We start from the raw sequence: 24,209 nt of genomic DNA, 5'->3' as shown, positions 1-24,209 counted from the left end.
GGCTTAACCGCGCCGCCGACGTTGGCCGGATTCGTCTGCCGGCTTGGGCTGTAGTTCGGGCCTTGCCGCCACTGCCTGACCGTCTTTTTCGGCGACATCGACCACTCCACCATCCTTGACCCGGTCGATGCCGGTAACGATCAAGGTTTCGCCCGGCGCAATCCGCTTCTCGATCGCGACCTTTTCGCCTTCGCTGGGCCCCGGTTCCACCCGGCGCAGATGAGCGATGTTTTCGGCATCGACCACGTAGACAAAGGCGCCCTGACTGTCGTGCTGCAGCGCGGCGCTCGGTATTTGAGTGACGCCGCGCAAGGTGTCCAGATGCATGCGGATATTGACGAACTGGTTGGCGAACAGGGTTTGCTCGCGGTTGTCGAATTGGGCCTTCAATTTTAGGGTGCCGGTGGTCGGATCGATTTGATTGTCCAGCGCGATCAGTTTGCCGTCGGCCAGTTTGATTTTGCCGGCGCGGTCGTAAGCTTCGATGCCAATCTCCTTGCCTTCGCGATAGCGTTTTACCACGTCCGGCAGCTTGTCTTCCGGCAAGGTAAACACCACGCTGATCGGTTGCAGTTGGGTAATCACCACCAAGCCGTTGGCATCGCCGGCTCTGACGAGGTTGCCTTGGTCCACTTGCCGCAAGCCGACCCGGCCGGAAATCGGCGCGGTCAGTTTGGCGTAACCGAGTTGCAGTTTGGCATTATCGACCAGGGCCTGGTCCATCTCGACATTCCCTCGATATTGTTTGACCTGGGATTCTTGGGTGACGGTTTGTTGGGCGGCAATCGAATCCTGTTCCAGCAAGGTTTGATAGCGGGCCCGGTCCAGTTCGGCGTTTTGCAGCAAGGCCTGGTCGCGGGTCAGCTGGCCCTGGGCTTGCTGCAATTGTACTTGAAACGGACGCGGGTCGATTTCGGCCAACAGATCGCCGGCTTTAACCATTTGCCCTTCGCTGAAGTTCACTTTCACCAGTTCGCCGTCAACGCGCGACTTGACGGTGACGGTGCGTAGCGCGGTGACAGTGCCTAGCGCGTGCAAATACACCGGAAAATCGCCGCTATCGGCGGATTGGATGGCCACGACAGCCGGTGCGTCCGGCCGCTCGCCGAACGGCGGCCGGTTTTTGGAGCCGCGCTCGGCTTTAGTATCGGGCGCGGCCTGACCGAATTGCAGATAGACCAGAATACCGATCACGCCGAGGGTAGAAAGTGCGCCGCGCCAATACCAGCGAGAGCGGCGCCGGATAGAAGCATCGATGGGGGTTGGGTTAGTCATGCAAGGGATTCTATATGAGGATATAAGGTTGCCAAGGTATTGTCGTTATTAGGCGTGCGAAGCGGCCGCCGGTTCCGCCGAGAGTCGAAAAACGGTTGCATTGCAAGGCGAGCCGGCCGGGCTTCAAGCGGTAACGATTAATCGCTGGAACCTGGACACTGACGACGGCGTCGCGGCGGTTAGCCTGCTAACGGAGTTGAAGCCGCGGCTTGGCCATCGTTTGGTATTTCCCTTTGGCAAACATTGTTTCACGAACCTTAGGTCGACAGCGGCGATTTAGTTCCCGCCTCGGCCAGTGGCTTGGAGAGCCAACTCATATTGGGTTAGCAAAAGGTATGGCAGCGGCTTGCACGGCATGCCAGCAACAACTCTTCAGTTTGTGGGTGGCGAGGCAATACCGCTCGGCGAACTGGCTACAGTCCATCAATTCGCCGTCCCTGGCCGGGAAGTACCGCCCGGCTCGACCATCTGGCCGCGGGCGATCCGCACCCTGATGCTGGTATCGTAATTAAAGCTGTCAACCGCGACCGGAGGTCTAGACAAATCCGGCGCGGGTACCTGCACGAACTGAAACCAACGGCCGACACCGGAACATTCGATGCCTTTATCAGAGCGACACCGGCCGATTCGCTGGTCAGTTTAACCTTATCTTGGGATAAACCCGCGCGGCCGGCCAGAGCGGTACCGAGGCTGGCGGCGTTGAAGGAAATGCGCATGATGACTCCTGGTCAGATGTCGGATGAATGGCGATGCCGATGCTCCGTCACAGGGCAAAACTTATGCCATGCGCTGTAATGGCGTGCGATCCGGACGGAAAAGCAGCGGTTGCTACCGCGCCATGCGATGATCCCTGAATAGTCCAACCCGGCGTCTTTGCTCGGTCGCGCTTTGAATCCGGAGCGTCGAACCTAGGTTTGACACTCCGTAATAGACCGTGACGAGAATACGATCGGGACCTGGAGGTAACGCCGAACCCGGCCGTCGAATGTCGGCGGATTGTTGCTGCAGGATCGGCGATTGCTGGACGACTGCTGTTTCGGCAACAACGCGGCGTGGTCTCAGTCGACTACTGTCACAGCAAGTCTTCCCAGATCACGACTACTTCACACCGGAATCAATCGACATGTCGGGCATCGCCCCAACCGTCATTGCCCCAGCGTTCTGTGTTGGATCGATACTGTCTGGCTAGCCGTTCAGGAAAACGGCCTGCGTCAATTGCTTGGTGTGTGACGGAATTGGTATATCTCAACAGGCCAGCCTGATGATCGAACCGCCCGTGGCCGACAAAATCCGCCCAGTCGGTTCCGAACGCTCACGAACCGCGGCGGCGCGGACAACTTGGCCGCAATCGGCGCAGCGGCCTGCCGAATTGATGGGCGCCGGCGGTCGGGCCGACATCCGGACTGCCGAGTGTACGGCTTGTCTCTGGGCTGGCGAGGTGAAACGTTGGGCGCGCCTTATTTGCGCATGCCGACCTTTTGGGATCGCCGCATCGCTTTACCCAGCCGAGGACACCCACCCTGGCCATGCCCTACATCCGTCTAGCGGATTTGGGGGCGAGGAGAAACTTAAGCCACAAAGGAATTTAGGCGCCCAAACGACATGGGTTGGGAAACACTTCTAAACGAACGCCCCTATAAAACACGAATAGCTTACGTCTCCCAGGCCTGGAATGCCGGTGTGACGAGTTAAGCGAGTGGGTATCTCAATCCGCCGGACAAAAAAAACGGCCGCGGGCATGACGCCCGCGGCCGTCGTAAGATACCTATATATGCAGCTGATATATGCAGCTGATATTAGCCTAACAAACCGCCAACGTTGATGCGCGTGCCGTTGCCTTGAGCGGCGTAGAAAGCCGCCGGGTTGGCCGCGCTGGAGCTCACCAGATCCTCGGCGGCCCGGCGCGCTTCGGCGCTGGAATTCAGCGCCGGTTGCGCGTCGGTCTTCGATTGACTTTGCGCCAAGCGCAACGAGGCTTGGGAAAAGCTCACGGTATCGCCAACGGCCTGATTGTCGCTATCGGAATCGCGATCCGGCGTCGTAACCGATTTGGGTTCCGCCGATTCGGCGCTTTTGGGTGCTTTAAGATCGCGGGTTGCCTGAGTGGTCAGGGCGCTGGATTGCGAGTATTGGGTATTGATGTCCATGGGGGCCTCCAGATCTTTACGGAGCGAGGGCGTTGTGCCATCGTTGCGTCGAATTCTAATCCAATCCGCCGGCAATTGCCGAATTTAATCGTTTTCTTATTATTACGCCTCACATCCCGGAGTTCATCGATGAAATGTTTGCAGATCACTATGTTAGCGACCGGCGCGCTGCTGTCCACGGTGGCATCGTCCGCCGATTTATCGCGCATCGAGCACATCCTGGTGATCTATCTGGAAAATCGCAGTTTCGACAATGTGTTCGGCCTGTTCCCCGGCGCCGACGGCCTCAGCAACGCCCAATCGGCGCCGCCGCAAATCGACGAATTCGGTAGGCCCTACGGCACGCTGCCGCCGATTCGCAGCGACGGCAAAAACGACGAGCGCTTCCCGGCCGATCTCGCCAACGCCCCATTCGACATAGGCCGTTACATCAACCCCAACCAACGTCACCCGGATCTGACTCACCGGTTTTTCATCCACCAGATGCAAATCAACGCCGGCCGTAACGACCGTTTCGCGCAATTATCGTCGGCCGGCGGACTGACCCAAGGCTACTACAATCTGGCCGGCACGGCGCTGTGGCAATATGCCAAGGAGTTCACGCTGGCCGACCATTTTTTCCAGGCGGCTTACGGCGGCTCGTTTTTAAATCATCAATGGCTGATCTGCGCCTGCACGCCGCGTTTCAACAATGCGCCGGACGACATGCTGCACTGGCAGGCGGACCCGGCCACCGGCAAGCCGGTCGGCGATCCCAGCGTCACCTTGGACGGCTACGCGGTCGGCACGATACAACCGTTTTTCCCACCGCACGACGACAAGCACCCCGAACGGCGTCTGCCGATACAAACCGCGCCAACCATCGGCGATCGCCTGTCGGACAAGGGCGTGAGTTGGGCCTGGTATGCCGGCGGTTGGGACGACGCCGTGGCCGGCCGCGACCTTGGCGACAACTTTCAGTACCACCACCAACCCTTTATCTACTACGCCAACTACGCGCCGAACAGCGCCGCCCGCGCCGAGCATTTGCGCGACAAACAGCGCCTGTTCGCGGACCTGAAAACCGGCTTTCCGCAAGTCGCGTTTTACAAGCCGGTCGGGCGCAGCAACCAACACCCCGGCTACTCCAGCATCCTGGAAGCCGACCGGGATGTTCGCGACGTGGTCGAAGCAATTCGCGCCAGCCCGATCTGGTCCTCCACCGCCATCGTCATCACCTACGACGAATACGGCGGTTTGTGGGATCACGTCGCCCCACCCGAGGGCGACCGTTGGGGACCCGGTACGCGGATTCCGGCCGTCGTGGTTTCGCCGTTCGCGAAAAAACACTACATCGACCACACTCGCTACGACACGACGGCCATCCTAAAGCTGATCGAAACCCGCTTCGGCCTGCCGCCGCTCGGCGAACGAGACGCCAACTCGGAAGGATTGCTGGGCGCGTTCGAATGAATCGCCGGATTAATAGGCCCGAAGCAAAAATATCGCCGACCTCGCGCCGATCGCTCGTTGTCGCCCATCCCTGGGTAGCCGCGGTCGCTTTACAGACGAACACGGCTTTTTATATGAGGCCGATATTTGCACTCCGTTTTCGAGTGGCTTAAGCTCTGCCGCGTCCAGCCGATTCAGGCTTGCCGCCAGTCCGGCGGCTCGCGGCTCGCCCCCGCCTGTCGATGTCAAGGTTCGGCCGTTTCCGGGACAGAGACGGCGAATTTCCGGTTTTCAGTTAGTATTTGCAATCGTACGCCACCAAGCAGGGAGACCCTCCGATGAATCAAGCCTATCCACGCCAACCCGCCGAAAAATGGCGTTTCGCCAAACTCGGCGGTTTCGACCAAGTGGAACTGAAGCGCGCCAGCGATTTACTGGCGCTGCCGGAACTCGATCAGAAATTGTGGGCGGCGCTGAGTTGTCCGACCCACGGTCTGTACTTCGACGAACGCACGCTGCAACTGCTCGACAGCGACGGCGACGGCCGGATTCGGGTGCCGGAGGTGCTGGCGGCGGTACGCTGGGTCGGCAAGGTCTTGAAAAACCCGTCCGATTTGCTGCAACAAAAAGCCAGCCTGCCGCTCGCGGCGATCAACGACCACGATGAGGAAGGCAAGCAGCTGCTGGCTTGCGCCAAGGAAGTACTGAAAAATCTGGGCAAACCGCAAGCCAGCGAAATCACCGACGAAGATTTGGCCGACATGGCGAAAATCTTTGCCGAAACCCGTTTTAACGGCGACGGCATCGTCCCGGCCAAAGCCGCCGCCGACGAAACCGGCCAAGCGGCTATTAGCGACATCATGGCCTGCCAAGGCGAGTTGATCGACCGTTGCGGCGAACCCGGCATCGACGCCGAAAAACTGACGCAATTCTTCGCGGACGCCCAGGTCTATTACGACTGGTGGCGGGAATGCGACCGGGAAGCCGCCCAGGTGCGCGGCAACATCGCCGATCCGGAATCGGCGGCAGCCTCGCTGGACAAAATCAAGGCCAAGATCGACGATTATTTCACCCGCTGCCGGCTGGCGGCCTTCGACGAACGCGCCGCCACGGCACTGAATCCCAGCGACGCCCGCTACGAACAACTGGCCGGATTCGATCTGGCGCCTGAGCTGGAAGCGGTGGCGCAACTGCCGTTGGCCACCATCGGGCCCGACCGCGATCTGCCGCTGGGCGGCGGGCTCAATCCAGCCTGGAGCGATGCGTTGGCGCAATTGCGCGCCGACGTGCTGACGCCCTTACTCGGCACGCTGGAAAGTTTGAGCTACGCCCAATGGCGGGACGTACTCGGCCGGTTTGCCGACTACCGGGCCTGGCTGGCGCAAAAGCCGGCCAGCGCGGCCGCCGGCCTGCCGATCGCCAGCGTCAAAACCTATCTGGAAAGCGGCACCCAAGCCAAGCTGGCGGCGTTGATCGAACAGGATCTAGCCCTGAAGGCCGAAGCCGACGCGATCGACGGCCTGAGCCGCTTGCTGCACTATCACCGCGACCTGTACCGGCTGCTGAACAACTTCGTCTCCTTCCGCGATTTTTACACCGCCGAGCCGCACGCGATCTTTCAGGCCGGTACCTTGTATCTGGACGGCCGGGCTTGCCGTCTGTGCGTTAAGGTCGACGACGTCGCCACCCACGGCAAACTGGCCGAACTGAGCAAGATATTTCTGGCGTACTGCGAATGCCGACGCCAGGGCAGCAGCGAGAAACTGACGATTGCCGCCGCGTTCACCGACGGCGACAGCGACAATTTGCGGGTCGGCCGCAACGGCGTGTTTTACGACCGCGCCGGCCAGGACTGGGACGCGACCGTCGTTAAGATTATCGAAAACCCGATCAGCATCCAGCAAGCCTTCTGGGCTCCCTATAAACGGGTGGCACGGATGATTAACGAACAATTGGAAAAAAGTGCCAGCGCCCGCGACAAGGCAGCCCACGAAGGCGCATTCAAAGGCATCAACGAAGCCGGCGCTCAGGCCGGCGAAGGCAAGGCGCCGCCGGCCGCGACCGCCTTCGATGTCGGCAAGTTCGCCGGGATCTTCGCGGCCATAGGTCTGGCGATCGGCGCGATCGGCACCGCGCTGGCTTCGGTATTTAGCGGCTTTTTGGCCTTGCAATGGTGGCAAATGCCGCCGGTGATCGCCGGCATCATGATGGCGGTTTCCGGACCATCGATGTTCATCGCCTTTCTAAAACTGCGCCAACGCAATCTGGCACCGCTGCTGGATGCCTGCGGCTGGGCTGTCAACGCCAAGGCCTACATCAACATTCCGTTCGGCCATTTGCTGACCGACGTCGCCAAACTACCCAAGGACGCCGAAACCCATCTGGCCGATCCGTTTGGCGAAAAACCCAGCCGCTGGCCCGCGCTGTTGTTGCTGCTCGCGTTGCTGGCCGGCGCCGGCTGGGCTTGGCGACAAGGCTATATCGGACCCGCTACCGCCCCGCCGACCGCTGGAGAAACTCCGGCGACCGCACCGGCGCCGGCGAACGGGCCTATTGCACCGCCAGGGCCGGCAACCCCAACGCCCGCGCCGGAAGCCGCGAAACCGGCCGCGAAACCCGCCAAGTAAAGGGCGGCAGGCGGCCGTCTCGGCGGTCGCCGGCTAAGGCGCGATCATGCCGTTATGCAAATAGCTTTCTTCGTAGTTGAAAACGACATTACCGTCCGGCAAGATCAGTTCCTCGTCGCGGCCCTTGTAATCCAGTCGCGACAATAAATCCTTGATAATGTTGACGCGCGCCGCCTGCTTGTCGTCGGCGCGCACCACGGTCCAGGGTGCCGATAGATGATGGGTCCGGGCGAACATGATGTTGCGCGCCTCGCTGTATTGGCGCCAATGCTTTTGGGCGGCTTTGTCGATCGGGCTGATCTTCCATTGTTTCAGCGGATCGTCCAGCCGCGCCTTCAGACGCTTTTTTTGCTCTTCCTTACTGATATCCAGATAGTACTTAAATAGCTTGATGCCGGAACGCACCAGCAATTGCTCGTAATGCGCGACGGTTTCGATGAACTCGTGGTAATCGGCGTCGCTGCAAAATCCCATGACCCTTTCCACGCCGGCCCGGTTGTACCAACTGCGGTTGAACAGCACCATTTCTTGCGCGGCCGGCAGATGCTCGGTATAGCGCTGAAAATACCAGCTCCCCAGGTCGCGATCCGACGGTTTGCCCAAGGCCACCACTCGAGTCTCGCGCGGGCTCAGATGCTGAATGATGCGCTTGATGGTGCCGTCCTTGCCGCCGGCGTCCCGGCCCTCGAACAGGATCAAAATCTTATCGCCGTGCTTGATGATATGGCTTTGCAGTTTGACCAGTTCTACCTGCAACTGCCGCAGCACGTCCTTGTAATTCGGTCGTTCGGATTTCTTTTTGCCCATGGCTGCATCCTCGAAAGTGAATTGGCTGACTACCAGTGTAGCGGTTTCGCCGCATCGCGCTATCGTTCCGCACCACAAGCGTGCAAAATGTCGTAAACCGTACCGATTGAGTGCAACTTTGATCCCACTTGGCCACACACCGACAAGCCACACCGACAACCGCGACCGACCGAACTCAAGTCATATTATTGATTTTTAATTAAATTATCGAAAAGCGACTCAGAAATATCGGTTTTGGCATCCGAATTGCTTTCGGGCTAACGTGGCTCCGCGATAGGAGCCGACTGAATTTAGGCTCGACGTAGAGCCGACAGACAAAGGCGTCTAACTCTCGTTTCGGTAACGAAACGGGGTAGACGCCTTTTTTTTGGCCTGACTTTTTCAAACCCACGGGAATCCGCCATGACTTATCGCACGACATTCGCTCCGAAATCTCTGATCGCGGCCTTGGCTACGCTGATCGCCGCCGGCCTGGCCGGTTCGGCCTGGGCGGCCGGCAAGCCGGAAAAAGAAGACTTGAAATTCGGCTTCATTAAACTGACCGACATGGCGCCGTTGGCCGTCGCCGCCGAGAAAGGCTTTTTCGAGGACGAAGGCCTGTTCGTGCAACTGGAAGCCCAAGCCAATTGGAAAGTGGTAATGGACCGGGTCGTCAACGGTGAACTGGACGGTTCGCACATGCTGGCGCCGGCGCCGCTGGCGGCCAGCATCGGCTTCGGCACCAAGGCCGACATCGTGACTGCCTTCAGCATGGGTTTTAACGGCAACGCCATCACCATTTCCAACGACATCTGGAAGCAAATGAAGCCCAACGTGCCGATGGACGGCGGCAAACCGGTTCACCCGATCAAAGCCGACGCGTTAAAACCGGTCGTGGACAAATACAAGGCCGAAGGCAAGCCGTTCAACATGGCGATGACCTTCCCGGCCGGCTCGCACAATTTGAAACTGCGCTACTGGCTGGCGGCCGGCGGCATCCATCCCGGTTACTACGCGCCGCCGCAGGATATTTCCGGTCAGGTCAACGCCGACGCACTGCTGTCGGTAACGCCGCCGCCGCAAATGCCGGCCACGCTGGAATCCGGCACCATCTTCGGCTATTGCGTCGGCGAACCATGGAATCAGCAAGCGGTATTCAAAGGGATTGGCGTGCCGGTGATCACCGACGAGGAACTGTGGAAAGACACGCCGGAAAAAGTCTTCGGCGTCACCAAGACCTGGGCCGATAAATACCCAAACACCTATCTGGCGGTGACCAAGGCGCTGATCCGCGCCTCAATCTGGCTGGACGCCGAGAACAACAAAAACCGCAAGGAAGCCATCGAAATGCTGTCGCAAAAACAATACGTCGGCGCCGACGTCGAGGTACTGGCGGCCAGCATGAACGGCAGCTTCGAGTACGAGAAAGGGGACAAGCGTTCGCTACCCGACTTCAACACCTTTTTCCGCCACGGCGCCAGCTATCCATCCTACGGCAGCGCGGTCTGGTATCTGACCCAATTGCGCCGCTGGGGCATGATCAACGAAGCCAAACCGGACAACTGGTATCTGGAAACCGCGAAAAATGTCTACCGCCCCGACATTTATCTGGCCGCGGCGAAGGAGCTCGTCGCCGAAGGCAAGGCCAAGGCCGAGGACTTTCCGGCCGACACCGCCATCAAGCCTTCGCAAAACTTCTTCATCGACAAAGTACCGTTCGATGCCAATAAGCCCAACGATTATCTGGCCAAGTTCGCGATCGGCTTGAAAGGCAAACAAACAGTTTCCGGCGGCAAGGTCGTCGACTAAGAACCTTTGGTGGGTGCTCAAAAGCAGGGACGCGATTTGATGCAGGGAGGCATCTTTTTTACCAACCGAAATTTTGCAGCAAGCGCAGGGTACGCACCGCGTACCTTGCCAGCCGATCCGATTGTCAAGACCGAAAAAAGGTACGCGGTGCGTATCTACGACATCACATACAGAGGTATCCAGATGACTAACAAACTCATCAAATTCTTCAACATCACCGGCCTGACCTGGTTCGTGCCGCTGGTAAAAATAGCCGCCGGCGAAAATCCGGCCCAACAACTGCGGCAACTGTTCTTGGTAATGGGCGTGCCGATGATTGCCTTCGCGCTGTTTCTGGGACTGTGGAGCGTGTCGGCCTCCGGTGTCAATACCAGCCTGGGCACGATTCCAGGTCCGGTCGCGGTGTGGGACGAAGTCGGCGGTCTGATCGCCGAACACACCGCCGAACAAACCAAGAAGGCCGAGTTCTACCAGCGCCAAGCCCAGCGCAATAAGGAAAAGCTGGCCGAAGACCCCAAAGCCGACATTAAAACCCGGCCTTACACCGGCAAACCGACCTATCTCGACAAAATCCTGACCAGTCTGCGCACCGTGTTCGCCGGATTTGTGATCGCGACCTTGATCGCGGTGCCGATCGGTATCCTGTGCGGCATGAGTCCGGTGCTCAATACCGCCTTCAATCCGTTGATCCAGATTTTCAAACCGGTGTCGCCGCTGGCCTGGCTGCCCATCGTCACGCTGGTGGTCAGCGCCGCCTACGTGACGACCGACGACTCCTGGTTCGAGAAATCCTTCATCACCTCGGCGATTACCGTGACCTTATGCTCGCTATGGCCGACGCTGATCAACACCGCCGTCGGCGTGTCGTCCATCGATCGTGACCTGGTCAACGTCGGCAAGGTATTGCGGCTGGACTGGATGACCCAGATCAAGCGCATCATTCTGCCGTCGGCCCTACCCTTCATTTTCACCGGCATGCGCTTGTCGCTGGGCGTGGGCTGGATGGTGCTGATCGCCGCCGAAATGCTGGCGCAGAATCCGGGTCTGGGTAAGTTCGTTTGGGACGAGTTCCAAAACGGCAGTTCCAATTCGCTAAGCCGCATCATGGTGGCGGTGTTCACGATCGGCTTCATCGGCTTCGCGCTGGACCGCATCATGCACTCGTTGCAAAACCTATTCTCTTTCCAAAAAGTGTAAGGCCGCCGCCATGAATGCCCCCGCCAAAATCATCGAACTTTCCATGCAAAAAACCGCGACCAACCAACCCGCCAACGACGCGCGCGCGCCGCTGGTCGAATTGAAAAATGTCTGTAAATCCTACGGCGAGGGCCGGAGCAAGACCTCGATCCTGAAAGACATCAATCTGGACATACAAGAAGGCGAATTCATCGCCATCGTCGGCTTTTCCGGCAGCGGCAAAACCACGTTGGTGTCGCTGATCGCCGGCCTGATTCAGGCCGACGCCGGCGAGTTGCTGAAAAACGGCGCGGCGATCCGCGAACCCGGACCGGACCGGGGCGTGGTGTTTCAAAACTATTCGCTGATGCCGTGGCTGACCGTTTACGAAAACGTGGCGTTGGCCGTCGATGCGATCTTCAAGGACTGGACGCCGGCGCAACGCCGCGCCCACGCCGAAAAATACGTCAAGATGGTCAATCTGGGCCGAGCCATGGACAAGCGCCCGGCCGAACTGTCCGGCGGCATGCGCCAACGGGTCAATGTCGCCCGCGCCTTGGCAGCCAACCCCGATATTTTATTGCTGGACGAACCGCTCAGCGCGCTGGACGCTCTGACGCGCGGCAACTTGCAGGACGAGATTCTGCAAATCTGGGAGCAGGACAAGAAGACCGTCATTCTGATCACCAACGACGTCGACGAAGCCATCTACATGGCCGACCGGGTGATCCCGCTGAAACCCGGCCCTGACGCCACCTTCGGCCCGGATTTCGTCATCGATCTGGAACGGCCGCGCGATCGCGCCGCGTTGAACCACGATCCGGAGTTCAAACGTCTGCGTGCCGAAATCACCCGCTATCTGATGGACATCGGCCTGCAAAAAGCCCAAGCCGAAGTCGGCGACCGGGTCAAGCTGCCGGACGTGCGTCCGAACACCAGCAACGACTGGAAACTCGATACCTCGGCGCTCAAGCCCAGCCAAACCGATCTGGGTAAGGCCCGCTATCTGGAGTTCGCCAACCTGTCGAAAATCTATCCGACCCCGGACGGCAACAGCACCGTCAAGGTGGTCGACGGTTTTGACTTGCGGATGAAAAAAGGCGAGTTCGTGTCCATCATCGGCCATTCCGGTTGCGGTAAATCCACAGTGTTGTCGATGACCGCCGGCCTCAACGATATTTCCGAAGGCGGCATCATTCTGGATAACCGCGAAATCGACGGCGCCGGCCCGGATCGCGGCGTGGTGTTTCAGGCGCCGAGTTTGTTTCCGTGGCTGACCGCGTTCGACAACGTCATGCTCGGCGTCGATAAGGTTTATCCGCACGCCAGCCAGGACGAGCGCGACGACATCGTCGAATACTACTTAACCCGAGTGGGCCTGGCCGACTCGATGTTCAAGAAAGCCGCCGACCTGTCCAACGGCATGCGCCAACGAGTCGGCATTGCCAGGGCCTTCGCGCTGTCGCCGAAACTGCTGTTGCTCGACGAACCCTTCGGCATGCTGGATTCGCTAACCCGCTGGGAATTGCAGGAGGTGTTGATGGAAGTGTGGGAACGCACCCACGTCACCGCCATCGTCGTCACCCATGACGTCGACGAAGCGATTCTGCTGGCCGACCGGGTGGTGATGATGACCAACGGACCGCACGCCAAGATCGGCAAAATACAAGACATCGATCTACCGCGGCCGCGCAGCCGCAAGGCGCTGCTGGAGCATCCGGACTACTACCGTTACCGGGAAAGCCTGCTGACCTTTCTGGCGGAGTGCGACCACACCCATTAGATATTGTTGGGTACGCATCCCGTACCTTTTCAAGCCATGAACAAACCGAATTCAACCAGGTACGCGCTGCGTACCCTAGGACGCTTTGTGCCGAAATTCCCGCCTTGCAGGCTTAGGCGGATGGCAAACCGACTTTCGACCGACCACAGACCAGGAGACATCATGTTCAAATCCACACACATCTTGCCGGCCGGCGTGCTGGCGATCGCCGGAGCCGGCACGCCGGCCCAAGCCGACATCACCAAGGAGGTGGAGGACGCGCTGAATTTTTACCACTACGGCAGTAACGGCGCCGTCAAAATGGATTTGAACTACCGCTGGGAAAACGTCGATCAGGATAACGGCCCCATCATCCCCGGCAAGGCGCCGAAACGGGTGGAAACCGCCAACGCCAATACCGCCCGCTTGCGCTTGGGCCTGCTGTCGCCAACTTTCTACGATTTCCAAGCCTACGCCGAATACGAAGGCAATTACGCGCTACAGGAGGACTACGATCAGGGCGGGACGACGTTGAACCGTCACCGCGACTACTCGCTGATCGCCGACCCTGACCGTAGCGAGCTCAACCAGTTCTGGCTCAGTTACAAGGGCATCGCCGACACCTTGATCAAGGTCGGCCGGCAACGCATCAAATTCGACGACGACCGCTTCATCGGCAACGTCGGCTGGCGGCAAATGGAGTCGACCTACGACTCGGTGCTGGTTACTCACAACAACCAAACCCTGTTCGGGCTGACCGTCAACGCCGGTTACCTGGACCACGTGCAAAACATTTTCGGCGAAACCGACACCTTGAACGCGCCGGTGCTGAATCTGAATTACAAAGTCGGCGATTGGGGCAACCTGATCGGCTACGGCTATTGGCTGGACTTCCGCGAACGCGCCAATTACGCCAAATCCTCGCAAACCTACGGCCTGCGCTTCGACGGCAAATCGCCGCAGTTCTTCGATACCGTGAATTTTCTGTACACCGCCGAATGGGGCAAGCAATCCAATTACGCCGACAACCCCAACCATTACCAGGCCGACCGCATCAACCTGATGGGCGGTCTATCGGCTTTCAACCTGACCTTGCAAGGCGCGATGGAACAGCTGAACGGTTACGGATTGAACAAGACCTTCAACACGCCGTTGGGCACCAACCACGCCTTCCAGGGCTGGGCCGATTTGTTCATCAATCCGCTGAGCAACGCCACCTTGGGCCAGGGTATCCGCGACGTGTTCGCCACCGCCAGCTATAAGGCGATGAACGATACGTTGATCGTCACCGGCATGTATCACGATTTCTACGACGACACCGGCGGCGTCGAATACGGCAGCGAGTGGGATTTCTCGATTTTGAAAAAATTCGGCAAGCACTACTCGCTGCTGGCCAAGTACGCCAATTTCAACACCGAAAACGCCGCGTTTACCGATACCCAGAAAATCTGGCTGCAGGCCAACGTCAGTTTTTAACGACTTAGCACAGGAGCCGGCCGGTAGCGGCCGGCTCCCGTGGCGCAACGTTATCGAGGCAAGAACATGAAACCGAAACTCGTCGTCGTCGGCAACGGCATGGCCGGCATGCGGACCGTCGAACAACTGCTGCAAATCGCCCCCGACCTTTACGACATCACCGTATTCGGCGCCGAACCGCACGGCAACTACAACCGCATCATGCTGACGCCGGTGCTGTACGGCGCGAAAAATTTCGCCGATATCGTGATCCACGACTTCGACTGGTACCGGAGCCGCGCCATCACGCTACACTGCGGCCCCGCCAAAGCCGTGGTCGCCATCGACCGGACGCGACGCCAAGTCATAGCGCGCGACGGCACGACGGCGGACTACGATAAACTGCTAATCGCCACCGGTTCGCTGCCGCTGCTGCTGGACATTCCGGGCCGCGACTGCGACGGCGTGATGGGCTTTCGCGACATCGCCGACGTCGAGACAATGATCGCCAAATCGGCCCGGCGCCGTCACGCGGTGGTGCTGGGCGGCGGCCTGCTGGGACTGGAAGCGGCCAACGGCTTGTTAAAACGCGGCATGCAAGTCACCGTGGTCAACCGCGCCGACCACTTGCTGAACCGGCAACTCGACGCCCAGGCCGGCGAATTCCTGCGCCGGCACCTGGCCGAAACCGGCATGGAATTCCAACTCGGCGCCACGATCGCGGCGATTGCCAGCCGCGCCGGCCACGTCGTCGAGGTCGAACTGGACAACGGCCAAAAACTACCCGCCGATTTGCTGGTGATGGCTACCGGCATTCGGCCGAATATCGGGCTGGCCGAGGCCGCCGGCCTGGAATGCCGGCGCGGCATCGTTGTCGACGATGCGATGCAAACCAGCGATCCGGCCGTGTACTCGGTCGGCGAATGCATCGAACATCGCGGCGAATTGTTCGGCTTGGTGGCGCCGGTCTACGAACAAGCCAGAATCTGCGCCGACCAACTGGCCGGCGGCACGGGCAGCTATCGGACCGGTTTCGCCGCGACCATGTTGAAAGTCACCGGCATCGATTTATTTTCGGTTGGCGACTTCGACGGCGATGCCGACAGCGAAACCCTGCGCTTCGTCGATTATGGCCTCGGCATCTATAAAAAAGTGGTACTGCGCGGCGACGTGCCGATCGGCGTGATTCTGTACGGCGATACCGGCGATGCCAATGGCTATCTGCGCTTGGTCCGCGACGGCGTGCCGGTGAGCGACAGACGCCGGCGCTTACTGTTTGGCGGCGCGACAACCGCCGAGGCCGCCTGAGACAATAGCACCATGAGTCCAACCACCATCGTCAAGACCACTTGCCCTTACTGCGGTGTCGGCTGCGGCATCTCGGCAGAAATCGAGGATGCCGCCGGCCACCGCGTCCGGATCGCCGGCGATCCGGAGCATCCGGCCAATTTCGGCCGGTTATGTTCCAAGGGCGCCGCACTGGCCGACACCGTGTCTTTGGAAAACCGCCTGCTCTATCCGCGTATCGGCGGTGCCCGCGCCGATTGGGACAGCGCGCTGGATCTGGTCGCCGAGCGTTTCCGAGCCGCGATCGCCGAGCACGGCCCGGATTCGGTGGCCTTCTATGTATCCGGCCAATTGCTGACCGAGGATTACTACGTCGCCAACAAATTGATGAAGGGCTTCATCGGCTCGGCCAATATCGATACCAACTCGCGGCTGTGCATGTCGTCGGCGGTGGTCGGCTATAAGCGGGCCTTCGGCGCCGACGCGGTGCCGTGCAATTACGAAGACCTGGAACTGGCCGATTTGATCGTGCTGGTCGGCTCCAACGCGGCTTGGTGTCACCCGGTCGCCTTCCAGCGCATCCGCAAGGCCAAGGAACGCAATCCGGCGTTGAAAATCGTCGTGGTCGATCCGCGCCGCACCGCCAGTTGCGACATCGCCGACCTGCATCTGCCGATTCAACCCGGCATGGACGGGCTGCTGTTCGACGGCCTGCTCGGTCATTTGGCGGCGACCGGCGCCACCGACGCCGCCTATATTACGGCTTATACCGAAGGCTTCGAGGCGGCCTTGGCGCAAGCGCGAAGCGCCGCGCCGGACATCGCCGCCACCGCCGCGAATTGCGGTCTGGCCGCCGCCGACGTCGGTTTGCTGTTCGACTGGTTCGCCGCGACCGAAAAAACCGTCACGGTGTACTCGCAAGGCATCAACCAATCCAGTTCTGGTTCGGACAAATGCAACGCCATCATCAACTGTCATCTGGCCACCGGCCGCATCGGCCGGCCGGGCATGGGGCCGTTTTCGTTCACCGGCCAACCCAACGCGATGGGCGGCCGCGAGGTCGGCGGCCTCGCCAACATGTTGGCCGCGCACATGGATTTGGACAATCCGGCCCATGTGGAACGAGTCGGCCGATTTTGGGGTAGCCAGCGGGTCGCCGACCGCCAGGGCCTGAAAGCGCTGGAACTGTTCGACGCGGTCGCCGCCGGCAAGATCAAGGCAATCTGGATCGTCGCCACCAATCCGGTCGCGTCGATGCCGGACGCCGACCGGGTCAGGCAGGCGTTGCAGGCTTGCGATTTCGTGGTGGTGTCCGATTGCATCGCCGATACCGACACCACTCGATTGGCGCACGTGCTGCTGCCGGCCACCGGCTGGAGCGAAAAAGACGGCAGCGTCACCAATCTGGAGCGGCGGATTTCCCGCCAACGCGCGTTGTTCGCGCCGTCCGGCGAGGCCCGCCACGACTGGTGGATCTTCAGCCAGGTGGCGCAACGCCTGGGCTTTGGCGAGGCTTTCGCCTACCGGTCCAGCGCCGAGATTTTCCGCGAACACGCCGCGCTGTCGGCCTTCGAAAACGATGCCGGGCACGGTCGCCGCGACTTCGATCTGTCCGGTCTGGCCGAGCTGAGCGATCCGGCCTATTCCGACCTGCAACCGCTGCAATGGCCGGTGAGCGCGGCCGGCGGCACTGCCCGGCTGTTCGGCGACGGCCGGTTTTTCACGGCCAACGGCAAAGCCCACTTCGTGCCGGTGTCGCCCCGCCCTCCCCGCCACGTGCCCGACGCCAACTATCCGTTCACGCTGAATACCGGCCGTTTGCGCGACCAGTGGCACACGATGACCCGCACCGGCCTGGCCGCCAAACTGAACACCCACCAAGTCGAACCTTGCGTCGAAATCCATCCGGACGACGCCGCCCGCCTGCGGTTGCCGGCCGGTGCCATCGCCAAACTGACCAGCCGCTGGGGCGGCATGCTCGCCAAGATCGCGATCAGCGCCGAACAACGGCCCGGCAGCTTGTTCGTGCCGATGCACTGGACCGGCGTCAACAGCAGCCACGGCCGGATGGGCGCGTTGGTCAATCCGGTGGTCGATCCCTTGTCCGGTCAGCCGGAAAGCAAGCAAACGCCGGTCGCCATCGAATCCTGGCCGGCCGGCTGGCATGCCGTACTGTTGTCCCGGCAAGCCTTGCCGCTATCGGACTGCGAATACCGGGTGGAGATGCGCGGCGACGGTTTTTACCGTTACCAACTGGCCGGCGGCCATACCGGCCGGGACTGGCGAGTCTGGAGTCGCCACCGGCTGGCCGCCAATGCGGCCGAACGGTTGGACCGCCACTGGCTGGAATACAGCGATCCGCCATCCGGCGACTTTCGGACTGCTCTGATCACCGAAGCCGGCCTGCAAGCTTGTTTATTCGTCGGCGCCGGGCCGGAATTGCCGGAACCCGGCTGGATCGCGACCTTGTTCGGCAAAACGGCCTTGAGCCGGGGCGAACGCCTGAGCCTGTTGAGCGGCGCGCCGCCCGCCGGCGAAGCCGATATTGGCCGAATCGTCTGTTCGTGTTTCAATGTAGGCGAGAAAACCATTCGGCAAGCGGTTCGCGACCGCAAGCTCGGCAATGTCGCCGAGATCGGCGCCTGCCTGGGGGCGGGTACCGGCTGCGGTTCCTGCCTGCCCGAGTTGAAGGTTTTTCTAGCGACCTGAACTAACAACGCGCATGCGAGCAGCCACCAGGGAACGATGCAAGCCAAACTACAGTTATTTCCGTATTTTCAACCTATCATTTCCACCGCCAGCGGCCAGATCGTCGGCTACGAGGCGCTGGCCCGCCAGCACGACGCTAACGGCCGCGTGGTTTCGGCCGGCGCTTGGTTTTCCTCGGCCGACATCGACGCCAAGCAGCGAACCGAACTCGATCGCCAAGTGCGTTGGCAGGCCTTGCAAAAATTTGCCGAACACGCCGATCCCAACAGTTTTCTGGCCATCAATATCTCGGCGGCCTGGATAGACAATCTGCGCCAGCTGAACGCGGTGCCGACGGTGCGGATGCTGGAAGAACTGAATATCGACCGCGGCCGAGTCATCGTCGAAATCTCCGACGCCCCCGCCGATCCGCAAAAACTCAAGCAAATCGTCCAGCGCTACCGCAAACACGGCCTGAGCGTGGCGATCGGCGATTTCGGCGCCGGCTCGTCGCAACTCGAACGGCTGATCGCGGTCCAGCCCGACATCATCAAGATCGACATGCGCTTGTTCAAGCAAGCCGCCAAGGGCGGCATCGCCGGCGACATCATGCAAGTGTTGTCGCGACTGGGCAAGCGCACCGGCGCCCGGCTGACCTGCGAAGGCGTCGAAACCGACGAGGAATTCTGGTTCGGGTTGGACTGCGGCGCGCAATATATGCAGGGTTTTTTGTTCGGCAAGGCCGAGGCCGATTTCAAGCCGGCCCAGCAATATCAGCAACACATTGCCTCGTTGCGCGGCAAGTTTCTAAAACAAACCCTGGTCCGCGAAGAACGCAAAATCAACGCCATCAACACCCTCAAGAGCTTGGCCTATCGGCTGGCGGAGGCTTTGCAGGACGATTTCAATCTCAACGAGCTGGTCAGTTGGAATTTCGCGGAAAGCGGCGTAATCCGCTTTTATCTGTGCAACAACCTGGGCGACCAGATTTCCCCCGACTTCAATTTCAGCGCCAACCGCTGGTTTACCGATCCGCGCAAGATCGGCTTCAATTGGTCATGGCGGCCTTATTTCTTTCAACTGTTGGCACTAGAACATTGCGGCGACCGCGACCGCATCGTCAGTTCCGAACGCTATCGCGATTTCGAGACCAACCTGCTCTGTAAAACGCTGGCATTACGGCTGGACGGCGACCGATTATTGCTGGTCGATACCGTCGCGGTCGATTAAGCGGTCTATACTCTTTCAAGCGGCGGCGCATCAGGAAGCGGGTTTAGGCCCGGGTCGGCGCTTTTCGTGCGTCCGTTCCCGCGATTGAAGGCATTCCGGGTTTTTCAGGCGTGTAGGCGACCAAACCTCCCCGCGCCGGAAACCGGTGATCGCAACGCTTTACGGCGCGTACCTACCGAGCTTACGGAATGACCAAGCCATCGCGCATCCCCACTTCACTTTCATTCGCTATCCTGGCCGCGGGCCTGGGACTGTTGTTCCCACTGGGTACTAGCGCCTTTCTGTTGAATGGCGAGGACTTCCAGCTTGATCTGACCACTCTCGCCTCCTTGCACCGGCTCCACCCCGAACTGTGGGTCATCTGGGGCGCTCCGCTGGTTCTGGGCCTAGCCGGCTATCTGCTGGGCCGTCAAAACGAAACACTGCAACAAAAAATGCGCAGTTTGGAGCGGCAAACCAGCCAACTGAACACAATTCTGGATACCGCGCCCAGCGCGATCATCACCATCGATCAAACCGGAGCGATCCGAAGTTTCAATCGCGGCGCGGAACGCATTTTCGGCTACGCCGCCGGACAAATGGTGGGCGAAAACGTCAAACGGCTGATGCCGGCCGACATTGCAAGCCGACACGACGGTTATTTGGCGCACTACATCGCGACACGGGAAAGCCGCGCCATGAACCAGCGCCGCGAGTTCCAGGGCCGCCGTGCCTCCGGCGAAATTTTTGCAGTGCAATTGCACATCAGCCCCATCGAAATCGACGGCGAGACGCTGTTTTGCGGCATCCTCGACGACGTCAGCGAAACCAAGGCACTGCAAACCCAACTGACCCAAGCTCAAAAACTGGAAGCCATCGGCCAACTGGCGTCCGGCGTGGCTCACGAAATCAACACGCCGATTCAATATATCGGCGACAACCTGGCCGCGTTGCAAAACTACTTCGCCGACCTGAGCGCCTGGCAGTCGGCGGTTTACCAACAAGCCGACCCGGCCTCGAAAACCCGGCTAGACGATCTCGGCGAGCAATTCGATCTGGCCTATATTCTGGACGACAGTCCCAAAGCCATCGGCCAAGCGCTGGAAGGCGTGACCAGGGTCGCCGAAATCGTCAAGGCCATGAAGACTTTTTCGCACGTCGAACCTAGCCAATCCCGGCAAGCGATCAACCTGAACGACACCGTCGCCGGCGCGATCACCATCAGCCGAAACGCCTGCAAATACATTGCCGACGTCGAAACCGACCTCGCCGCCGATTTGCCTGCCGTGCCCTGCTACGCCAACGAACTTAGCCAGGTCCTGCTCAACCTGATCATCAACGCCGCCCATGCCATCGAAGAAAAAGGCGGCGAACGCGGCGTGATCCATATCGCCACCCACAAGCTCGGCGATATGGTGGAAATCCGCATCCGCGACAACGGCGCGGGCATTCCGGCCGAGATTCGGGAGAAAGTCTTCAACCTGTTTTTCACGACCAAACCGGTCGGCAAGGGCACCGGCCAGGGGCTGAGCCTGGCCCACAACATTATCGTGGAGCGACACCGAGGCAGACTATACTTCGAATCCGAGGCGGGACTCGGCACCACCTTCCACGTACTGTTGCCGCTCGACCCGCAGGCACCGGTTACCGAAAATGACTAAGAAGCACATACTGTTTGTCGACGACCAGGAATTGGTTATTCAAGGTATACAACGCCAATTGCGGCCCTACCGCGAGCAATGGCGGCTGTATTTCGCGACGAGTGGCGCGCAAGCCCTAGCCATCATGGCGGCGGAGAAAATCGACTTGGTGGTTAGCGATATGATGATGCCGGCGATGCACGGCTACGAATTGCTGAAGACCGTCGCCGAGCGCTATCCCGGCGTGGTTAGAATCATGTTGAGCGGCTACACCGACGAAAACAACCTGAAACAGAGCCTGGAAGTCGCCCACCAGTATTTGAGCAAGCCTTGCAGCGCCGAAACCTTGCGGGAAGCGCTGAGCCAAATCTTCAAAATCCAAGATTGCATCAACGATCCGCTGATCGCTGGCACGCTCGGGGATGCCAACGCCCTGCCCAGCCTGCCCGCGATCTACCGGGAGTTGAACGCGGCGATCGCCGACGAAAACACCACCACCAAGGACATCGCCGACATTTTCGCCCGCGACATGGTGCTATCGGCCCGATTGCTGCAACTGATCAACTCGCCCTATTTCGGACTGAACCGGGTGGTCTCCAGCCTGACCGACGCCATCAATCTGATCGGCATCAAGCGCCTGAACAATCTGGTCTTGTCGGTACATGTGAAGACTGCGTTTCCGATCGCCAGTCCGGAATTGGAGCGAAAAATGGAATATTTGTGGCAAAACGCCGGCCGGGTCGGCGAGTTGGCACGCCTGATCGCGCTAGCCGAACATCAGCGCGAAGACCGTCCGGACCAAGCCTACCTGGGCGGCTTGCTGCACAATATGGGCTTGCTGCTTTTTCTGTCGCGCGGCGGCGGCAAAACTCTGGAATTGTTGGCGCGCGCCAAACGCCACGAGCAACCGATAACGGCCTTGGAAACCGAGATTTTCGGCTTCAATCGCTGTCAGGCGGCGGCCTATGTGTTGAGCCTGTGGAAAATCCCGCCGCGCATCATCGAAGCGATTTTGTTGCATTACACCCCCAACGAGACCGATTACGACGGCGTCAACGCATTAACCGCCGTTCACGTCGCCGCTTGCCTGTTGCAGCCGGCGAATCCGAACGACTACAGCCATTTGTTCGAAATGCAATTGGACGAAGCCTATCTGCGGCGTTTGGGCAAATGGGAACGTCTTGCGGAATGGCGGGCGTTGGCGGAAAAAGTCGCGGAACAAGCCGGAGGCAGCCGATGACCCTACCCAGCAATCCGACCGCCGAGCCGGCCGCCTTACCCGAGATCAGCCGGAAAATCCTGTTCGTCGACGACGAAATCCTGCTGTTGGAGGGCATCAAGCGCCAATTGCGCCGCGATTTCGACCTGACCGTCGCCGACGGCGGCGCGGCCGGCTTGCGCATCCTGGCCGAGCAGGGACCGTTCGCGGTGGTGGTGTCCGATTACAACATGCCGGATATGGACGGCATCGCCTTTTTAAATGCGGTGTACCGGCAGTATCCCAATACGGTCTTGGTCATGTTGACCGGGCGGGCCGAATTGGACATCGCCGTCAACGCGCTACACAGCGCTCATATCGCCCGCTTTTTAAACAAACCCTGTCCGCCGGAAATTCTGCGCGAGACCTTGAACGACGGCCTGGAGCAATATCGCCTGAAAATGGCCGAGCAAATCCTGCAAAGCCAGTTGCAGCGAGCCAACCATCAACTCGGCCAACTCAACGCGCACCTCGAAGACTTGGTGGCCAAGAAAACCCGCGCCCTCGCCTTGCAATATCGCTACGTGGCCAACATGACCCGCTTGAACGACTCAAGAGGCGTGGTATCGGCACTGATCGCCGCGTTGACCGAGCTGATCGGTAGCAATGCGATCGGTTTGTGGCTGAGTCCGGGGGCCGATCAACAGTTTCGCTGCTTCCATCCGCAAAACGGCGAACCGAACCAGTTCGCCGTCGCCGATCTGCCCGAGGGCGCGATTCGCCGCGCGATCGCCGAGAACCGGCGTTGGCAATTCGGTTCTCCTCTGGACGGCGGCGGCATCGCCTGGTTTACCGGCCAGCCGCTGGCCTGTCTGCCGATGGTCAGTTCTCGCGGCGTCATCGGCCTGGTCACACTGGCCGGCGACGGACCTTCCCTGACGGCCGACACCTTGTCGACATTGATCGGCATGCTGAACGTCACCGCCACCGCGTTACAAAGCCACTGGCACCGCGAAGCCTTTATCGAAGCTCAAGACGCCATCATCACCGCGTTGGCTAAACTGTCCGAATACCGCGATCCGGAAACCGGCTCGCACCTATTGCGTCTGAAGAAATATTGCGAGCTGATTTGCCGCCACATGAGTTGCACCGAGCGCTATGCCGCCAGCGTGACCGCCGAATTCACTCAGGATCTGGTGCGCTCGTCGCCGCTGCACGACATCGGCAAGGTCGGCATCCCCGACGCGATTTTGAAAAAGCCCGGTCGGTTGACGCCGGAAGAATTTCAGATCATGAAAACCCACGCGGCGATCGGCGGCGATACGCTGCGTTCGGTTTACGAGCAATATCCGTCGCAGGGCTTCATCAAATGCGGCATGGACGTCGCCTACGGCCACCACGAACGCTGGGACGGCAGCGGTTATCCGCTGGGCTTGCGAGGCGAGGACATTCCCCTGTCCGCCCGAATCCTGGCCTTGGTCGATGTATACGACGCGCTGACCAGCCGCCGGGTTTACAAAGCGCCGATGCCGCGCGAGGAAGCGATGAACTTGATCGTCGAAGGTAACGGCAGCCACTTCGATCCCGACATCGTCGCGGCCTTCCAGGAACTCGAACCGCAATTTCATCGCATCGCCGAAACTTACGCCGACCACGTCGAGGTACTTGCACCCGACGACCAATAGCGGAGACAATGCCGACAACGCTAGCCACCGCCTC

At 60.0% G+C, this 24,209-nt stretch carries 15 protein-coding genes; 12 read left to right on the top strand and 3 right to left on the bottom strand.

Annotated elements, in window-relative coordinates; translation table 11 throughout:
- Positions 1-3: 3 nt before the first annotated feature.
- Together A1355_RS12835 and A1355_RS12830 are read right to left on the bottom strand one after the other, a co-directional pair.
- Positions 4-1,275, bottom strand: a complete 1,272-nt coding sequence (locus A1355_RS12835; RefSeq protein ID WP_064028698.1) for an MdtA/MuxA family multidrug efflux RND transporter periplasmic adaptor subunit — start codon at positions 1,273-1,275, stop codon at positions 4-6.
- Positions 1,276-3,071: 1,796 nt separating this feature from the next.
- Positions 3,072-3,422, bottom strand: a complete 351-nt coding sequence (locus A1355_RS12830) for a hypothetical protein (RefSeq protein ID WP_064028696.1) — start codon at positions 3,420-3,422, stop codon at positions 3,072-3,074.
- Between the two features lie 129 nt (positions 3,423-3,551).
- On the opposite strand from A1355_RS12830, the gene A1355_RS12825 reads away from it, so the two are divergent.
- Entirely contained in the window at positions 3,552-4,874 is a 1,323-nt protein-coding gene (locus A1355_RS12825) for an alkaline phosphatase family protein (RefSeq protein WP_082885527.1), read from the top strand.
- Positions 4,875-5,191: 317 nt separating this feature from the next.
- Positions 5,192-7,480 carry a hypothetical protein gene (locus A1355_RS12820; RefSeq protein ID WP_064028693.1) on the top strand — a complete coding sequence of 763 codons (2,289 nt, stop codon included), beginning with the start codon at positions 5,192-5,194 and terminating at the stop codon, positions 7,478-7,480.
- A gap of 33 nt (positions 7,481-7,513) precedes the next feature.
- Here A1355_RS12820 and ppk2 read toward each other — a convergent pair whose 3' ends face one another.
- Positions 7,514-8,287, bottom strand: coding sequence for a polyphosphate kinase 2 (gene ppk2 / locus A1355_RS12815; RefSeq protein WP_064028691.1), 774 nt, complete (start codon positions 8,285-8,287; stop codon positions 7,514-7,516).
- A 402-nt stretch (positions 8,288-8,689) separates the two neighbouring features.
- On the opposite strand from ppk2, the gene A1355_RS12810 reads away from it, so the two are divergent.
- The 10 genes from A1355_RS12810 to A1355_RS12765 all read left to right on the top strand — a co-directional run bounded on the left by A1355_RS12810 (position 8,690) and on the right by A1355_RS12765 (position 24,175).
- Positions 8,690-10,075, top strand: a complete 1,386-nt coding sequence (locus tag A1355_RS12810) for a CmpA/NrtA family ABC transporter substrate-binding protein (protein ID WP_064028688.1) — start codon at positions 8,690-8,692, stop codon at positions 10,073-10,075.
- Between the two features lie 183 nt (positions 10,076-10,258).
- The gene (locus A1355_RS12805) at positions 10,259-11,272 is read left to right on the top strand and encodes an ABC transporter permease (RefSeq protein WP_064028709.1); all 1,014 of its coding nucleotides are present in this window, start codon (positions 10,259-10,261) and stop codon (positions 11,270-11,272) included.
- A gap of 10 nt (positions 11,273-11,282) precedes the next feature.
- Positions 11,283-13,034, top strand: coding sequence for an ABC transporter ATP-binding protein (locus A1355_RS12800; protein ID WP_064028686.1), 1,752 nt, complete (start codon positions 11,283-11,285; stop codon positions 13,032-13,034).
- Between the two features lie 162 nt (positions 13,035-13,196).
- A complete protein-coding gene (locus A1355_RS12795) occupies positions 13,197-14,489 on the top strand; it encodes an alginate export family protein (RefSeq protein WP_064028684.1) in 1,293 nt (430 codons plus the stop codon).
- 66 nt (positions 14,490-14,555) lie between these two features.
- A complete protein-coding gene (locus A1355_RS12790; RefSeq protein WP_082885529.1) occupies positions 14,556-15,776 on the top strand; it encodes an NAD(P)/FAD-dependent oxidoreductase in 1,221 nt (406 codons plus the stop codon).
- A gap of 12 nt (positions 15,777-15,788) precedes the next feature.
- Entirely contained in the window at positions 15,789-18,464 is a 2,676-nt protein-coding gene (locus tag A1355_RS12785; protein ID WP_064028673.1) for a nitrate reductase, read from the top strand.
- A 36-nt stretch (positions 18,465-18,500) separates the two neighbouring features.
- The gene (locus A1355_RS12780) at positions 18,501-19,673 is read left to right on the top strand and encodes an EAL domain-containing protein (RefSeq protein WP_064028671.1); all 1,173 of its coding nucleotides are present in this window, start codon (positions 18,501-18,503) and stop codon (positions 19,671-19,673) included.
- 188 nt (positions 19,674-19,861) lie between these two features.
- Positions 19,862-21,313 (top strand): two-component system sensor histidine kinase NtrB, encoded by a 1,452-nt coding sequence (locus A1355_RS12775; protein ID WP_064028669.1) that lies wholly within the window; start codon positions 19,862-19,864, stop codon positions 21,311-21,313.
- Positions 21,306-22,532, top strand: coding sequence for a response regulator (locus A1355_RS12770; protein WP_064028667.1), 1,227 nt, complete (start codon positions 21,306-21,308; stop codon positions 22,530-22,532). Before A1355_RS12775 ends, A1355_RS12770 begins: the two co-directional genes overlap by 8 nt.
- The gene (locus A1355_RS12765) at positions 22,529-24,175 is read left to right on the top strand and encodes an HD domain-containing phosphohydrolase (protein ID WP_064028665.1); all 1,647 of its coding nucleotides are present in this window, start codon (positions 22,529-22,531) and stop codon (positions 24,173-24,175) included. Before A1355_RS12770 ends, A1355_RS12765 begins: the two co-directional genes overlap by 4 nt.
- Positions 24,176-24,209 lie beyond the last annotated feature (34 nt).

It is taken from the genome of Methylomonas koyamae (assembly GCF_001644025.1).
Classification (GTDB): Bacteria; Pseudomonadota; Gammaproteobacteria; order Methylococcales; family Methylomonadaceae; genus Methylomonas; species Methylomonas koyamae_A.
This window is presented reverse-complemented; position numbering and strand designations above follow the sequence as displayed.

Excerpts from the sequence above, each read along its gene's own strand:
- A1355_RS12835 (WP_064028698.1), bottom strand. The coding sequence starts at position 1,275 with ATGACTAACCCAACCCCCATCGATGCTTCTATCCGGCGCCGCTCTCGC.
- A1355_RS12830 (WP_064028696.1), bottom strand. The coding sequence starts at position 3,422 with ATGGACATCAATACCCAATACTCGCAATCCAGCGCCCTGACCACTCAG.
- A1355_RS12825 (WP_082885527.1), top strand. The coding sequence starts at position 3,552 with ATGAAATGTTTGCAGATCACTATGTTAGCGACCGGCGCGCTGCTGTCC.
- A1355_RS12820 (WP_064028693.1), top strand. The coding sequence starts at position 5,192 with ATGAATCAAGCCTATCCACGCCAACCCGCCGAAAAATGGCGTTTCGCC.
- ppk2 (WP_064028691.1), bottom strand. The coding sequence starts at position 8,287 with ATGGGCAAAAAGAAATCCGAACGACCGAATTACAAGGACGTGCTGCGG.
- A1355_RS12810 (WP_064028688.1), top strand. The coding sequence starts at position 8,690 with ATGACTTATCGCACGACATTCGCTCCGAAATCTCTGATCGCGGCCTTG.
- A1355_RS12805 (WP_064028709.1), top strand. The coding sequence starts at position 10,259 with ATGACTAACAAACTCATCAAATTCTTCAACATCACCGGCCTGACCTGG.
- A1355_RS12800 (WP_064028686.1), top strand. The coding sequence starts at position 11,283 with ATGAATGCCCCCGCCAAAATCATCGAACTTTCCATGCAAAAAACCGCG.
- A1355_RS12795 (WP_064028684.1), top strand. The coding sequence starts at position 13,197 with ATGTTCAAATCCACACACATCTTGCCGGCCGGCGTGCTGGCGATCGCC.
- A1355_RS12790 (WP_082885529.1), top strand. The coding sequence starts at position 14,556 with ATGAAACCGAAACTCGTCGTCGTCGGCAACGGCATGGCCGGCATGCGG.
- A1355_RS12785 (WP_064028673.1), top strand. The coding sequence starts at position 15,789 with ATGAGTCCAACCACCATCGTCAAGACCACTTGCCCTTACTGCGGTGTC.
- A1355_RS12780 (WP_064028671.1), top strand. The coding sequence starts at position 18,501 with ATGCAAGCCAAACTACAGTTATTTCCGTATTTTCAACCTATCATTTCC.
- A1355_RS12775 (WP_064028669.1), top strand. The coding sequence starts at position 19,862 with ATGACCAAGCCATCGCGCATCCCCACTTCACTTTCATTCGCTATCCTG.
- A1355_RS12770 (WP_064028667.1), top strand. The coding sequence starts at position 21,306 with ATGACTAAGAAGCACATACTGTTTGTCGACGACCAGGAATTGGTTATT.
- A1355_RS12765 (WP_064028665.1), top strand. The coding sequence starts at position 22,529 with ATGACCCTACCCAGCAATCCGACCGCCGAGCCGGCCGCCTTACCCGAG.